The organism is Streptomyces sp. PA03-5A, assembly GCF_033792725.1.
Classification (GTDB): Bacteria; Actinomycetota; Actinomycetes; order Streptomycetales; family Streptomycetaceae; genus Actinacidiphila.
On record NZ_JARAVL010000004.1, the window covers coordinates 301,817 to 315,262 of the forward strand.

Below are 13,446 nucleotides of genomic sequence, written 5' to 3' on the forward strand. Positions count from 1 at the left end.
GCTACGAACGGAACGGGCCGCGCACCTCGTAGGTGATGCCGCCCGACGAACTGCCGCTCGTGCCGCGCTGCGAGGAGAAGTGCAGCCGGGTGCCGTCGGGGGAGAAGGCGGGACCGGTGATCTCGGAGGCGGACTGGCCGCTGACCCGCAGGAACGGCGAGACGACGTCGTCCGGGGTGATCAGGCAGATCTCCATGGTGCCGCCGTCCTCGGCGACGTAGAGGTCACCCGAGGAGCTGCCGGTGATGTTGTCCACGCCCGTCAGCGGGGCACTGCCGGGGACCAGGAAGTCGTCGTACGCCAGCGCGTAGGTGCCGGCGGCCAGGTCGAGCCGCCAGACGCGGTTGTCGCCCTTGGTGGTGAACCAGACGGTGCCGTCAGCGTAGTGGCAGCCCTCGCCGCCGTTGAACCTCTTCGCGCCGGACACCTGGCTGCGGGTGGCGGTCGGGGAGCCGTCGGGGTCGGGCACGTTCGCCCAGGTGAAGGAGCCCGAGGCGGCGGTGCCGGCGACCAGTACCTGCAGGGTCCCGGCCGACAGGTCGCCCCAAGTGGCCGGGACGAACCGGTAGAAGCAGCCGTTGGTCTCGTCCTCGGTCAGGTAGACCACCTTGCGCACGGGGTCGGCGGCGGCCGCCTCGTGCTTGAACCTGCCCATGGCGGCGCGGCGGACGGCCGCCTCCACGCCCCGGGGGTCGGTCTCGTACACGTGGCCGAGGCTGACCTCCTCGCAGGACAGCCAGCTGTTCCAGGGCGTCCTGCCGCCCGCGCAGTTCTGCCGGGTGCCGGAGAGGATGCGGTAGGCGCCCGTGACACTGCCCGAGGCGTCGAACCGCACCGCGCTCGCACCACCGTTCGGGTCGGTCTCCGAGTTCGAGACGTAGATCCAGCCGGTGCCGTCGGCGAAGCACGCGCCGCCGTCGGGCGCGCTGTGCCAGGTGTACGACGTGCCCGCGACCTTCTGGCCGGAGCGGGCGACGACACGGCTGGTGAAACCGCCGGGCAGGGCGATCCCGTTGGCGTCGGGCGCCTGCAGCGCGCCGTAGGGGCCGGCACCGGGCTGGGCGGGTGCGGCGTGGACCGCCCCGCGCATGAGGGTGCCGCCGAAGGCGGCCGCCGAGCTGCCGACCACCGCTCCGCGCAGGAAGGTTCGACGTTCCACGATCACTCCAGGGACGACGGGGTGGCCCGCCCGGACCCATCGCCGCGGGCGGGTCGCGCACCGGAAGGCTAGGGTGCGCCCCCCGACGTCTTCGCCAACACAGCGTGAACCACCCGCCACCGTCTGTCGCATTCACTGTCATGGCAGAGGGCGCGGGACGCGGCGGCTCACCCCGCCGCGGGCAGCTCGTAGCGGACGCCCGTCAGTTGTTCGGAGGCCGCCCACAACAGCTCGCCCGCCCGGTCGTCGCGGGTCCACGGGGCGCGCCAGGAGGGGGCCGGGGAGCCGCGCCAGCCCTGGAAGCGGGGACCGGTGAAGGAGTCGGGGAGCACGCCGGGGGCCGTGGCGGCGTACAGCAGCGGGAGCGCGCCGGCGTCCGCGGACTGGGCGATCACCCGGTTGCCGAGGTTCACCACGCGTTCGACGGTCCGGCGGTTCTCCATGCGCGCGGCGCGGGTCTGCAACCCGGTGCTCGCGTAGCCGGGGTGCGCCGCCGCGACGACGGTGCCGGCGCCCGCGGCCGCCAGCCGCCGGGACAGCTCGTGGACGAAGAGCAGGTTGGCGCTCTTGGAACGGGCGTAGGCGACCCAACGGCGGTAGCGGCGCTCGCTGTTGAGGTCACCGGGATCGATGGTGGCGACCGCGTGCATGCTGCTGGAGACGGAGACGACCCGCGCTCCCGGGGTGGCCAGCAGGCGTGGCAGCAGCAGCCCGGTGAGGGCGAAGTGGCCGAGGTGGTTCACGCCCATCTGGGTCTCGAAGCCGTCGGCGGTGGTGCCGTGCGGCAGGGCCATCACACCGGCGTTGTTGACCAGCAGGTCCAGCCCGGTGCCGTCGTACCCGGCGGCGAAGGCGCGCACCGAGGACAGGTCGCCCAGGTCGAGGTGGCGGTATCCGGCGCGGGCGCCCCGCACCTCGGCCTTCAGGCGGTCGACGGCCTCCTTGCCGCGCGTCTCGCTGCGGCAGGCGAGCAGCACCCTGGCGCCCCTGCGGGCGAGTTCGCGGGCGGTGCAGTAACCGATGCCGCTGTTCGCACCGGTGACGACGGCCGTGCGGCCGCTCTGGTCGGGGATGTCGTGCGCGCTCCAAGCCATGCGGGCCAGCGTAGGGCCGCCGCGCCGCCCTCCACACGGGTGCGCGACGGCCCGTCGGCGTCAGGAGTGCGGGGGACGGTCCTCGCCGGTGCCGCCGGTGCCGAACTCGTCGCCCAGCTTGTCCTGGGTCGTGTCGACCTGGCGCTGGTACTTCCCGCCGGTCTTCTCGTCCAGCATGTCGCCGCCCTTGTCGATGCCCTTCTGGGACTGGCTCTCGTGGCCCTTCAGCTTGGCCTTGATCTTGTCGAACATGGACATCGCTGTCCTCCTCGCCGTGAGTGGCACTTCTCTCAGCATCACCGCCCCGCCGAAGATCCGCATCCGGAACCCGTGAGTGGTCGAAGTCGCAGGTCAGAGCGGTGAAGCGAGGCGTGACGCGCGGCGTGACCGGGGCCTGGCGCCGTGCCCGGACCCCGGGCCCCGGCCACGGGGACCACTGACGGCGGGCATCCCGTGGCGGCGGCGCACCGGCGGCCCAGGCGCCGTCCTGCGTACGGTCGTTGCCGCCGGGCACCGCGGTCGCAGGGGGACGGCGTCCGGCCGGAGCCACGGGGCGGCGGCACCCGGGCGGCCGACGCGAGGTGCGGCAGTGCACCAGCGGCGAGGCCCGCTGTCCGAAGCCCCGGCCGGGGGTCGCGGGGCGGTGGCACACGCGCCGTCCAGCGCACGGCGGTTGTGCCGCCTGGGCCACGGGCCGCGGGCGGCTGATGCGAGGTGCGGCCGCGGTGGGCGCTCGTGCGGTTGCGCACGCCTGCCGGCCGGGCCGTGGTGCGAGAGGCGGATTGCGGGCGCGCGCGTGGTGGTCCCTGCCGGGGTGCCTGTCGGCAGCGCTCCGGGGTGACCCGCGTGCCGGTGCGGCCGCCTGCCCCGACAGGGGAGCCCGGCGGGTCCGTCGTTTCGCTCTGGGAGGGGGGACGCGGCAGTGGCGTCGGAGAGCGACCGGAATCCGAGTCCGGGTGCGAGGCGCCGTGCCAGGCGGGGGCGACCGGCGGGTTCGCCGTCGCGCCGGGCCCATCGGGACGCGGGCCGGATGGGCGACCGGTCAGGGGGCGAGGGACACCCGGCCGCCGATGTCCACGGTGCCGTCGGGGTGGACCCGGGTCAGGATCTGTGAGCCCGCGCCCTGGCGGACGTCCAGCGGGCGTCCCAGCTCGCCGGTGAGCACGAGCGCCGCGGCGCCCGTCGCCTCGTCCTCCACGATCCCGTCGCCGCGTCGCGGGAAGGCCCGTGCGCGGACGCGTCCGGCCGCCTCGTCCGCCCAGGCCCAGGCGTAGAGCCAGCCCTCCCCGGGCGGTGGCGCGGGCAGCGCGTCCACCTCCTCGGGTGAGCCGAACCGCTGGGTGCGACGCCCCGACGCCCACTCCGCGCGCCCGCGCACCCAGGTGAAGGCGCCCTCCGTCCAGGCCTTCACCTCGCCGGCCGGCGGCCGCAGCAACTCGGCCCCGAGCAGCCACGCCGTCCCCACCGTCGGATGGCCCGCGAAGGGCAGCCGCACGCTCGGCGTCCAGATGTCGACGACGCCGCGTGCGGCGTCGTCGACGAACACGGTCTCGCTGTAGCCGAGCGCCGCGGCGAACCGCTGCCGCGCCTGCGTCCCGGGCACGGACGCGCCCTCCCGTACCACCCCGAGCAGGTTCCCGCCCCGCCCCTCGGGGCCGATGAACACGCGCAGCACCTCGACCTCGGTCATGGACCGATTCAAGCAGGCGTCCGGCCCGTCACCGCACCCGCACCGGGAAGGCCGGCACCGAGACCGCCTCGTCGTCGAGGCAGCGGCCGTTCTCCAGGTCGAAGCGCTGCTTGAGCAGTGGGGAGGCGACGAAGGCCCGGCCCTCGGCGGTGGAGCCGAGCAGGCCCCGGGACAGGACGTAGGCGCCGGTGAAGGGGTCGCGGTTGTCGATGGCGTACGGGCGCCCGTGCCGGTCGGTGAAGAGGGCCGCCTGCCGGCCGTCGGGGAGGAGGGCGGCGACGCCGCGGCCGGGGGTGAGGGTGCCGTGGTCGCAGACGGCGAACCAGCCCGCGGTGCCGGGGAGGAGGACTTCGACGTTCATGCGGTGGTGGTCCCTTCGAGGGTGCGGACGGGGAGCACGGGGCCGGCGAGCAGGTCGAGGTCGGGCTTGACCTGGTCCCGCTCGGGGACGAAGCGGACCGAGGGGTCGGGCACGCCGGGCGCGTTGACGAAGGAGACGAAGCGCCGCAGCCGCTCCGGGTCCCCCAGCGTCTGCGCCCACTCGTCGCGGTAGTGGGCGACGTGGTCGGCCATCAGCCGCTCCAGCTCCCCGCAGATGCCGAGCGAGTCGTGGACGACGACGTCCCGTACGTGGCCGAGCCCGCCCTCGATCCGCTCCAGCCAGGCGGAGGTGCGCTCCAGGCGGTCGGCGGTGCGGATGTAGAACATCAGGAAGCGGTCGACCAGCCGGACCAGTTCGGCGTCGCTCAGGTCCTGGGCGAGCAGGTCCGCGTGACGCGGGGTGGCGCCGCCGTTGCCGCCGACGTACAGGTTCCAGCCGCTCGCGGTGGCGATGACGCCGAAGTCCTTGCTGCGCGCCTCCGCGCACTCGCGCTGGCAGCCGGAGACGGCGGACTTGAGCTTGTGCGGGGACCGTAGGCCCCGGTAGCGCAGTTCCAGGTCGATGGCCATGCGGACGCTGTCCTGCACGCCGTAGCGGCACCAGGTCTGCCCGACGCAGGACTTCACGGTGCGCAAGGCCTTGCCGTACGCGTGCCCGGACTCGAAGCCGGCGTCCACCAGCCGGGTCCAGATCATCGGGAGCTGGTCGACCCGGGCGCCGAACAGGTCGATCCGCTGCCCCCCGGTGATCTTGGTGTAGAGGCCGAAGTCGCGGGCCACCTCGCCGATGACGATCAGCTTCTCCGGGGTGATCTCCCCGCCCGGGATGCGGGGCACGATCGAGTACGAGCCGTTCCTCTGCAGGTTGGCCAGGAAGTGGTCGTTGGTGTCCTGCAGCGCGGCCTGCTCGCCGTCCAGGACGTAGCCGGAGGCGCCGATCGCCGGGGCGAGCGAGGCGATGATCGACCCGACGGCCGGCTTGCAGACCTCGCAGCCGTCGCCGCCGCGGGCGCCCTCGCGGCCGTGCCGGTCGAGCAGCTCGCGGAAGCCGGTGATCCGCAGCGCCCGCACGATCTCGTAGAGCTCCTGGCGGGTCTGGGCGAAGCAGCCGCACAGCCCCTTGTCGACCTCGACGCCCGAGGCCTCCAGCTCCGCGGTGACCAACTGGCCCAGCACCTTCACGCAACTGCCGCAGCCGGTCCCGGCCTTGGTGCACTTCTTCACCTCGGGGACCGTCGTGCAGCCGTGCTCCGCGACCGCGCCGCGGATCGTGCCCTTGGTGACGTTGTGGCAGGAGCAGATCACCGCCTCGTCCGGCAGCGCCGACGGGCCCAGTGCCACGGGGGCGCCCGCGCCCGCCGGGAGCACCAGCTGCTCCGCGGGGACCGGGGGCACCGAGCCGGTGAGCGGGCGCAGCATGCCGTACTGCTCGGCGTCGCCGACGAGGATGCCGCCCAGCAGCACGCCGTCCGGCGAGACGACCAGCTTCTTGTAGATCCCGGAGCGGGAGTCGGAGTAGACCACGTCGAGGCAGCCGGCGGTCGCGCCGTGGGCGTCGCCGAAGGAGGCCACGTCCACGCCGAGCAGCTTCAGCTTGGTGGAGGTGTCGGCGCCGGTGAAGGAGCCCTCCTGGCCTGCGATGGCCTTCGCCGCGGTCTCCGCCATGTCGTAGCCCGGCGCCACCAGGCCGTACACCCGGCCGTCCGAGGCCAGGGCGCACTCGCCGATGGCGTAGACCCGCGGGTCCTCGGTGCGGCAGGTCGCGTCGACGACGATCCCGCCGCGCTCGCCGACCGGCAGTCCGCACTCACGGGCGAGCTGGTCGCGCGGCCGTACGCCCGCGGAGAAGACCACCAGGTCGACGTCGAGCGACGAGCCGTCCGACAGCGCCATGGCCCGGACCGAGCCGTCGGCGGTCGTGACGATCTCCTGCGTGCCCACCCCCGTGTGGACGGTCACGCCCATGCCCTCGACCGTGCGCCGCAGCGCCTCGCCGCCGCCCTCGTCGACCTGCACCGGCATCAGCCGGGGCGCGAACTCCACGACGTGCGTGTCCAGTCCGAGCCCCTTGAGCGCGCCGGCCGCCTCCAGCCCGAGCAGCCCCCCGCCGACGACCGCGCCGGTGCGCGAGGTCATCGCGTACTCCTCGAGCGCCAGCAGGTCCTCGATGGTGCGGTAGACGAAGCACCCCGTCGCGTCCTTGCCGGGGACCGGCGGCACGAAGGGGTACGAGCCGGTGGCGAGCACCAGGGTGTCGTAGCCGACCGTGAGCCCGGAGCGGGCGGTGACGGTCCGGGCCGGGCGGTCCACGGCGACCGCCGGGTCGCCCAGGTGGAGTTCGATGCCGTGCTCCGCCATGAAGCCGGCCTCCACCAGGGACAGCCCCTCCGGGCCGGTGCCGGCGAAGTACGAGCTGAGGTGGACGCGGTCGTACGCCGGGCGGGGCTCCTCGCAGAGCACCACCACCCGGGCACGGGAGGTCAGGCCGCGGTCGGCCAGCGCCTCCAGGAACCGCTGTCCGACCATCCCGTGGCCGACGAGCACGATGGTAGGCGTGGTCATGTCAGGACCCTCCGTTGTCGGTGAGCAGGTGGAGCGGGGCGACGGGCAGCGCCTCGTCGCCCTCCCAGGTGCGGGCGAGCGCGCCCACGGTGCCGAGGTCGCCGAGGAGGATGCCGCCGACGAGGCGGTCACCGCGCAGGACGACCTTCCGGTACGCGCCGCGCGTGGCGTCGGCGAGGCGGAGCACGTCGTCGCCCGGGGAGGGCGTGGTCTCGCCGAATGAGGCGATGTCCAGGGCCGCCGGGCCGTTGAGGGTGAGCCGGGTCAGCGAACGGGTACCGCCGTACCGGGGCGCGGGGTCGGCCGTCAGGACGTCCGCCAGCGCGTCCGCCTGCTCGGTGGCCGGGCCCGCGAGGCCGTAGACGACGCCGCCGTGCTGGGCGCAGTCGCCGATCGCGTGGACCGATGGGTCCGAGGTGCGCAGCGCGTCGTCCACGACCACCCCCTTGGCGACCGCCAGCCCCGCCGCCTGGGCGAGCCCGACGCGCGGCCGTACGCCGCAGGCCAGCACGACCAGGTCGGTGCCGAGGCAGTAGCCGTCGGCGAGTTCGACCGCGGTGACCACGGACCGCGCCGACCGGCCGTCGCCGGCGGCACCACGGGGCAGGGTCGACGGGCGCGCCCCCGCGGACCCGCCTCCCGTACGCACCGTCCCGGCCGGCCGCAGCCGCCGGGAGGGCCGCGCGACCCCGGCCCCGTCTTCGTCCCGGGTCAGCAGACCGCGCACCCGGCACTGGGTGTGCACCTCGACGCCCAGTCCCTCCAGGTGCGCGCGCAGCAACTCCGAGGCGGTCTCGTCCAGATGACGCTCCATCAGATGCTCGCCCCGGGTGGCGACCACCACCTGCGCCCCGCGCGCCGCCAGCGCCCGCGCCGCCGACACCCCGAGCAGCCCGCCGCCGACGACCACCGCACGCGCCCCGGGACGCACCGCCGCCGAGAGCGCCAGGCAGTCGTCCATCGTGCGGAAGGCGTGCACCCCCTCCGGGAACGTGCCGCCGTCCCGCGCGAACAGCCCGCGCAGCGGCGGCAGTACCGGATTGGAGCCGGTCGCCAGCACCAGCCGGTCGTACCGGACCACGCCACCGTCGTCGCAGACCACGGCCCGCTCGTCGCGGTCGATCCGCACCACCCGGACACCCCGGCGCACCACCGCGCCGGGCACCCCCGGCAGCGCGACCACCTCCGGCGCGTACCGGCCCGCCAGCACCTCCGCGAGCAGCACCCGGTTGTACGGGGCGTGCCGCTCCTCGCCGATCACCGTGACGTCCGCACCGGAGGGCGCCAGACGCTGCGCGAGGCGCGCCCCCGCCATTCCGCCGCCGACCACCACCATCCTCATGGCACGAGCCTGCGGCGCCGCTGTTACCCGGCCGCATCCCCGTCGTTTCCCCCGGGGAACAGTGCCCTCAGCGCCCGCCCGGCCCCGCTGTGAGCCCGAAGCGGCCTCCGGCTACGGCCGGTCGACCCTGATCATGGCGATCCCGGGCCGGACCTTGGCCAACGACCCGAAGTCCTGATCGGCGTGGATCAGGGTCAGGCCGTGGGCCTCCGCGGTCAGCGCGATGAGGATGTCCATGGGCGACGGTCCCCTGTGGTGCCCGATGGCGATCAGATCACGCTGCACGGCGTGGATCCGGCGCCAGGGATCGTCGAGGGCCGGGCACCAGCCGAAGGTCCGGCGCAGTACGGCGAGAAACGGCTCGTACTCGCGATCGGAGCGCACACCGGTCATCAACTCGGCTTCGACCGGCGGACACATGGCGACCAGTCCCCGGGCCACATGCGTGGGCCACGGCTCGGGGATCTGCCGCCGCAACAGGCGCCACACCGCCGAGGTGTCAGCGAGGTAGCTCATCGGCCGCCGCGCTCCTGCTCCGCCAGGTAGTCGAAGTCCAGGACGTCCTCGGCGTGTTCCTGGAGCCATGCGAGCCCGCGGGCACGGTCGTCGGCGCTCGTCCCGGCCGCTATGGACAGGGCCAGGTTGATCGTCTCGCGCTTCGTCTTGGTGCCGAGCTGCCGCTGGGCGAAGGCGAGCATCGCGTCGTCCAGATCGATGACCGTGCGTGCCATGACGACCTCCCGGTTGATATCAGGCAGGATGCCAGTATATCAACAGCGATATCAGGCGTCGATGGCCCGCGGCTGCGCCCGCTCGACGCGGACCGCGCACACCTTGAACTCCGGCATGCGGGACGTCGGGTCGAGCGCCGGGTTGGTGAGGGTGTTCGCCCGGCCCTCGCCCGCCCAGTGGAAGGGCATGAAGACCGTGTCCGGACGGATGGCGCGGTCCACCCGGGCCGGCGCCACCGCGCGGCCCCGGCGGGACGTGACGGCGACCGGGTCGCCCTCGGCGACACCGATGCGCTCGGCGAGGCGCGGATGGAGCTGCACGAACGGACCGGGCGCGGCGGCGTTCAGCTCCGCCACCCGTCGGGTCTGGGCGCCCGACTGGTACTGCGCCAGCACCCGTCCGGTCGTCAGGTACAGCGGGAAGTCCCCGTCCGGCTCCTCGGCCGCCGGCCGGTGCAGCACCGGCACGAACCTGGCCCGGCCGTCCGGCGTCGCGAACCGGTCGAGGAACAGCCGGGGCGTGCCCGGGTGCGCCGCGGCGTCCCCGGCCGGGACGTCCGGGCACGGCCAGAACACCCCGTCCTCCGCCTCGATGCGGCGGTAGGTGATCCCGGAGTAGTCCGCGGGCCCGCCCGCCGACGCGCGGCGCAGTTCCTCGAAGACCTCCTCCGGGTCGGCAGGGAAGCCCTTCTCCCGGCCCAGGCGTGCGGCCAGCCCGTTCAGCACGTACAGGTCGCTGCGCACACCCTCCGGCGGGTCCAGGGCCTTGCGCCGCAGCAGCACCCTGCCCTCCAGGTTCGTCGTGGTCCCCGTCTCCTCGGCCCACTGCGTCACCGGCAGCACCACGTCGGCCATCGCCGCCGTCTCCGACAGCACCACGTCGCACACGGCGAGGAAGTCCAGCGCCGCGATGCGCTCGGTGACGTGCGCCGCCCGCGGCGCGGAGACCACCGGGTTGGAGCCCATGAGCAACAGGCCCTTCACGTCCCGGCCCAGCGCGTCCAGCAGCTCGTACGCGCTGCGCCCCGGCCCCGGCAGGTCGTCCGGGTCGACCCCCCACACCCGGGCCACATGGCTGCGCGCCGCCGGGTCGTCGAGCTTGCGGTAGCCGGGCAGCTGGTCGGCCTTCTGGCCGTGCTCCCGGCCGCCCTGGCCGTTGCCTTGCCCCGTGAGACAGCCGTACCCCGACTGCGGGCGCCCCGCGCGACCCGTCGCCAGGCACAGGTTGATCCACGCGCTCACCGTGTCCGTGCCCTTCGACTGCTGCTCCGGGCCGCGCGCGGTCAGCACCATCGCCTCCGGCACGCCGCAGAACAGCTCCACCGCCTCCCGGAGCCTGGGCACCGGCACCCCGGTGATCCGCTCGACCAGCTCCGGCCAGAGCGCCATCGCCGAGGCCCGCGCCTCCGGCCAGCCGGTCGTCCGCTGCGCGACGAAGTCCTCGTCCACGCGGCCCTCCGCGACCACCAGGTGCAGCAGGCCGAGCGCGAGGGCGAGGTCGGTGCCGGGGCGCGGCTGCAGGTGCAGGTCGGCGTGCTCGGCGGTGCGCGTACGGCGCGGGTCCACGACGATCAGGCGGCCGCCGTTCTCCTTCAGCTCCGTGAAGTAGCGCAGCGCGGGCGGCATCGTCTCGGCGAGGTTCGAGCCGACCAGGATCACGCAGCCCGTCCGCGCGACGTCCGCCAGCGGGAACGGCAGGCCCCGGTCCAGGCCGAAGGCCCTGGTGTGGGCGGCCGCGGCGGAGGACATGCAGAAGCGGCCGTTGTAGTCGATCTGGGACGTCCGCAGCACGACCCGGGCGAACTTGCCGAGGGCGTACGCCTTCTCGTTGGTCAGGCCCCCGCCGCCGAACACACCGACCGCGTCGGGGCCGTGGGCGGCCCGCACCCGCAACAGGCCTTCCGCGACCCGGTCCAGGGCGTCCTCCCAGGGGGCCGGCTCCAGCCGTCCCGAGGCGCGGTCCCTGACCAGGGGGCCGGTCAGCCGTGCCTCCGGGGCCAGCACGGCGGGCGCGGTGCGGCCCTTGCCGCACAGGGCGCCCTTGTTCACGGGGAAGTCGCGCTCCACCACGTCCGGGATGCCGCTGCCTCCGGCGGTGCGGCGGAGGCCCATTCCGCACTGCAGGGCGCAGTAGGGGCAGTGGGTGTCGACGGTTCCGCTGGCGCTCATGCCGCCCACGATGCGGCGCCGGTGTTTCGCCCCCCGGGCGGGGGCGTTACGCCCGGCGTACGGTGCGCTCCCTGCGGGGCTGTGCGGGGTGTGAGGGTGCGGGTCGTTTGCCGTGTGCGGGTTGTTTGCGCCTGCGGCGGGCGTCCACCCGCCCGCACTGATCGCGCCGGATGGGGGTCCCCCCGGCCGAAGGCTGGGGGAGGGCGGGAGGCGGGGAACCCCCCACCGCAACCACGACGGCGCCGCACACGACAACCGGGCCCTACAGAAGGTCACCCCAGGGCGCGCTGGACGCCGGCCTCGCGGGGGCCGAGGAAACGGGGGTCCGGGGTGAACGCGGCGTCGAACGCGGCCTTCACGGCTCCGGCGACTTCGCGGGTCCCCCCGTAGTACCAGGTCGCGTCGTGCCGCTCGTCGACCCCGATCCCGTACGCCTCGATCCCGGCCGCCCCGCACAGCGCCAGCGCCCGCCGTATGTGGAAGCCCTGGCTCACCAGCAGCGCCCGGTCGACGCCGAAGACGCGCCGGGCCCGGGCGCAGGAGTCCCACGTGTCGAAGCCGGCGTAGTCGAGGACGACCTTGTCGCGGGGCACGCCGTGCGCGGCCAGGTAGTCCCGCATCGCGGTCGGCTCGTCGTAGTCGGTGCGGCTGTTGTCGCCCGTGACGAGGACCACCCGCACCTTGTGCGCCGCCCACAGTTGGGCGGCCGCGTCGAGGCGGTGGGCCAGGTAGGGGGAGGGCTCGCCGTTCCACAGGCCCGCGCCGAAGACGACGGCGACGGGCTCCGCGGGGGCGTCCGCCACCGCACGGACCCGGTCGTCCGCGGTGACCTGGAGCCACGTCGCGGGCAGCAGCGCCAGTACGCCCAGGGCCACGGCGGCCCACAGCAGGTGCCGCCGCCCCCGCCTGGACCGCGGTAGCCGCGGCAGCCGCGCGAGCCGCCGCAGACGCGGCAGCACGGCCCCCACGCGTACCCCTGGCGTCTTCCGGTTCGGGCTTCGTTCCACGTCCGAGTCGACGTCCCGTACGTCCCTGCGGTTCCATGAGGGTGATGCGTGACGACCATTCCCGCCTCCCGTTCTTCGTGTACGGGACCCTGCGGCCCGGCGAGATCAACCACTCCTGGCTGCTGCGCGGCCGGACGACGTCCGAGACGCCCGCCGTGCTGCACGGCGCGCTGCTGTTCGACGGGCCGGGCTACCCGTACGCCGTGGCCGACGACCGCGGCCGCATCCACGGCGACGTCATCCATCCGGTCGAAGACCTGTACCAGGAGGTGCTCGCGGACCTGGACCGCCTGGAGGAGTACAGCCCGGGCGCCGCCGGGAACCTGTACGAGCGGGTGGTCCGCGACGTGCGCACCTACGCCGGGCGGACGGTGCCCGCATGGGTGTACCTGGCGGCCGCGGACCACGAACGGGAGCTGCGCGAGAAGGGGCGCCCCATCGAGGGCGGGGACTGGAAGCGCCGCTGACGCACGCTCTGCGGCCGCCCCTCACACCCGCCCGCACGGAGTGTGAAGCGGCGGAAACCAGTCGTCATCTCGGTGCAACGGCGTGGCAACCCCCGCTCGCCACACTCGGTGCATGACGGCCGAGCAACCCGCGCCGCACGGCGTGCCAGGACCGGACCACTTCGACAGCACGGCGCAGCTCATGTCCCGGATCACCACGCAGCTCAGCAGTCAGCTCTCGCGGGTGACGCTGCGCTCCGCGGCCCCCTGCCGCCCGGTCCTGGTCGCCGTCGCGCACGGCAGCCGCGACCCGGAGGCGCTGCGCACCGCGCACGCCCTGCTGGAGCGGATCAGGGACCTGCGCCCGGGGCTGTCGGTGCGGCTCGGTCACATCGAGATCGACGAGCCGTCGCTGGACGACACCCTTGCGGCCCTGCGCGGCGAGGCCGTCCTGGTGCCACTGATGCTGACCCGCGGCCACCACGTCAAGCGGGACCTCCCCGGGGCGCTGGCCCGTGCCCCGCACCTGCGGGGGCGGGTCGCGGCGCCGCTCGGCCCGCACCCGCTGCTCGCCGAGGCGCTGCACGACCGCCTGGCCGAGGCGGGCTGGCGCACCGGCCCCCCGCGGGCCGCACGGCGGGCCGGGATCGTACTGGCCGCCGCAGGGTCCCGTGACCCGCAGTCGGCCCGGGACACCGAGGCGACGGCCGCGCTGCTGCAGGCCCGGCTGGGCGGCAGGGTGCCGGTGGTGCCCGCGTACGCGTCGGCGGGGCCGGACGTCGCCGCGGCGGTGCGGCAGCTGTCGGCCGACGGCCGGGACCGGGTCGCGGTGGCCTCCTGCTTCGCCGCGCCGGGCCTGCAGCAG

At 74.7% G+C, this 13,446-nt stretch carries 13 protein-coding genes; 2 read left to right on the top strand and 11 right to left on the bottom strand.

What is annotated here, in order from left to right; all coding sequences use genetic code 11:
* Nucleotide 1 precedes the first annotated feature (1 nt).
* The 11 genes from PV410_RS07245 to PV410_RS07295 form a co-directional block, all read right to left on the bottom strand.
* Nucleotides 2-1,159, bottom strand: coding sequence for an alkaline phosphatase PhoX (locus PV410_RS07245; RefSeq protein WP_500323032.1), 1,158 nt, complete (start codon nucleotides 1,157-1,159; stop codon nucleotides 2-4).
* Between the two features lie 167 nt (nucleotides 1,160-1,326).
* Nucleotides 1,327-2,253, bottom strand: coding sequence for an oxidoreductase (locus PV410_RS07250; RefSeq protein WP_500323033.1), 927 nt, complete (start codon nucleotides 2,251-2,253; stop codon nucleotides 1,327-1,329).
* Nucleotides 2,254-2,313: 60 nt separating this feature from the next.
* Nucleotides 2,314-2,511, bottom strand: a complete 198-nt coding sequence (locus PV410_RS07255; RefSeq protein WP_500323035.1) for an antitoxin — start codon at nucleotides 2,509-2,511, stop codon at nucleotides 2,314-2,316.
* A 784-nt stretch (nucleotides 2,512-3,295) separates the two neighbouring features.
* A complete protein-coding gene (locus PV410_RS07260; RefSeq protein WP_500323036.1) occupies nucleotides 3,296-3,943 on the bottom strand; it encodes a PhzF family phenazine biosynthesis protein in 648 nt (215 codons plus the stop codon).
* A 28-nt stretch (nucleotides 3,944-3,971) separates the two neighbouring features.
* Entirely contained in the window at nucleotides 3,972-4,304 is a 333-nt protein-coding gene (gene nirD, locus PV410_RS07265; RefSeq protein WP_500323037.1) for a nitrite reductase small subunit NirD, read from the bottom strand.
* The gene (gene nirB, locus PV410_RS07270) at nucleotides 4,301-6,886 is read right to left on the bottom strand and encodes a nitrite reductase large subunit NirB (protein WP_500323038.1); all 2,586 of its coding nucleotides are present in this window, start codon (nucleotides 6,884-6,886) and stop codon (nucleotides 4,301-4,303) included. The genes nirD and nirB overlap by 4 nt, the downstream gene beginning before the upstream one ends.
* A gap of 1 nt (nucleotide 6,887) precedes the next feature.
* Nucleotides 6,888-8,228, bottom strand: a complete 1,341-nt coding sequence (locus PV410_RS07275; RefSeq protein WP_500323039.1) for an NAD(P)/FAD-dependent oxidoreductase — start codon at nucleotides 8,226-8,228, stop codon at nucleotides 6,888-6,890.
* A gap of 111 nt (nucleotides 8,229-8,339) precedes the next feature.
* On the bottom strand, nucleotides 8,340-8,744 hold the full coding sequence (locus tag PV410_RS07280; protein ID WP_500323040.1) for a PIN domain-containing protein: 405 nt from the start codon (nucleotides 8,742-8,744) through the stop codon (nucleotides 8,340-8,342).
* Entirely contained in the window at nucleotides 8,741-8,959 is a 219-nt protein-coding gene (locus tag PV410_RS07285; protein WP_319140420.1) for a type II toxin-antitoxin system VapB family antitoxin, read from the bottom strand. The genes PV410_RS07280 and PV410_RS07285 overlap by 4 nt, the downstream gene beginning before the upstream one ends.
* A 51-nt stretch (nucleotides 8,960-9,010) precedes the next feature.
* Nucleotides 9,011-11,128 carry a molybdopterin oxidoreductase family protein gene (locus PV410_RS07290; RefSeq protein ID WP_500323043.1) on the bottom strand — a complete coding sequence of 706 codons (2,118 nt, stop codon included), beginning with the start codon at nucleotides 11,126-11,128 and terminating at the stop codon, nucleotides 9,011-9,013.
* Nucleotides 11,129-11,400: 272 nt separating this feature from the next.
* Entirely contained in the window at nucleotides 11,401-12,096 is a 696-nt protein-coding gene (locus PV410_RS07295) for a SanA/YdcF family protein (protein ID WP_500323044.1), read from the bottom strand.
* 83 nt (nucleotides 12,097-12,179) lie between these two features.
* Here PV410_RS07295 and PV410_RS07300 point away from each other — a divergent pair, with 83 nt between their 5' ends.
* Nucleotides 12,180-12,602, top strand: a complete 423-nt coding sequence (locus PV410_RS07300) for a gamma-glutamylcyclotransferase family protein (protein WP_500323046.1) — start codon at nucleotides 12,180-12,182, stop codon at nucleotides 12,600-12,602.
* 112 nt (nucleotides 12,603-12,714) lie between these two features.
* Nucleotides 12,715-13,446 (top strand): sirohydrochlorin chelatase (locus PV410_RS07305; RefSeq protein WP_500323047.1); only part of this gene is annotated, 732 nt, incomplete at its 3' end.

Coding starts and splice junctions, on each gene's coding strand:
- PV410_RS07250 (WP_500323033.1), bottom strand. CDS start 2,253: ATGGCTTGGAGCGCGCACGACATCCCCGACCAGAGCGGCCGCACGGCC.
- PV410_RS07255 (WP_500323035.1), bottom strand. CDS start 2,511: ATGTCCATGTTCGACAAGATCAAGGCCAAGCTGAAGGGCCACGAGAGC.
- PV410_RS07260 (WP_500323036.1), bottom strand. CDS start 3,943: ATGACCGAGGTCGAGGTGCTGCGCGTGTTCATCGGCCCCGAGGGGCGG.
- nirD (WP_500323037.1), bottom strand. CDS start 4,304: ATGAACGTCGAAGTCCTCCTCCCCGGCACCGCGGGCTGGTTCGCCGTC.
- nirB (WP_500323038.1), bottom strand. CDS start 6,886: ATGACCACGCCTACCATCGTGCTCGTCGGCCACGGGATGGTCGGACAG.
- PV410_RS07275 (WP_500323039.1), bottom strand. CDS start 8,228: ATGAGGATGGTGGTGGTCGGCGGCGGAATGGCGGGGGCGCGCCTCGCG.
- PV410_RS07280 (WP_500323040.1), bottom strand. CDS start 8,744: ATGAGCTACCTCGCTGACACCTCGGCGGTGTGGCGCCTGTTGCGGCGG.
- PV410_RS07285 (WP_319140420.1), bottom strand. CDS start 8,959: ATGGCACGCACGGTCATCGATCTGGACGACGCGATGCTCGCCTTCGCC.
- PV410_RS07290 (WP_500323043.1), bottom strand. CDS start 11,128: ATGAGCGCCAGCGGAACCGTCGACACCCACTGCCCCTACTGCGCCCTG.
- PV410_RS07300 (WP_500323046.1), top strand. CDS start 12,180: ATGCGTGACGACCATTCCCGCCTCCCGTTCTTCGTGTACGGGACCCTG.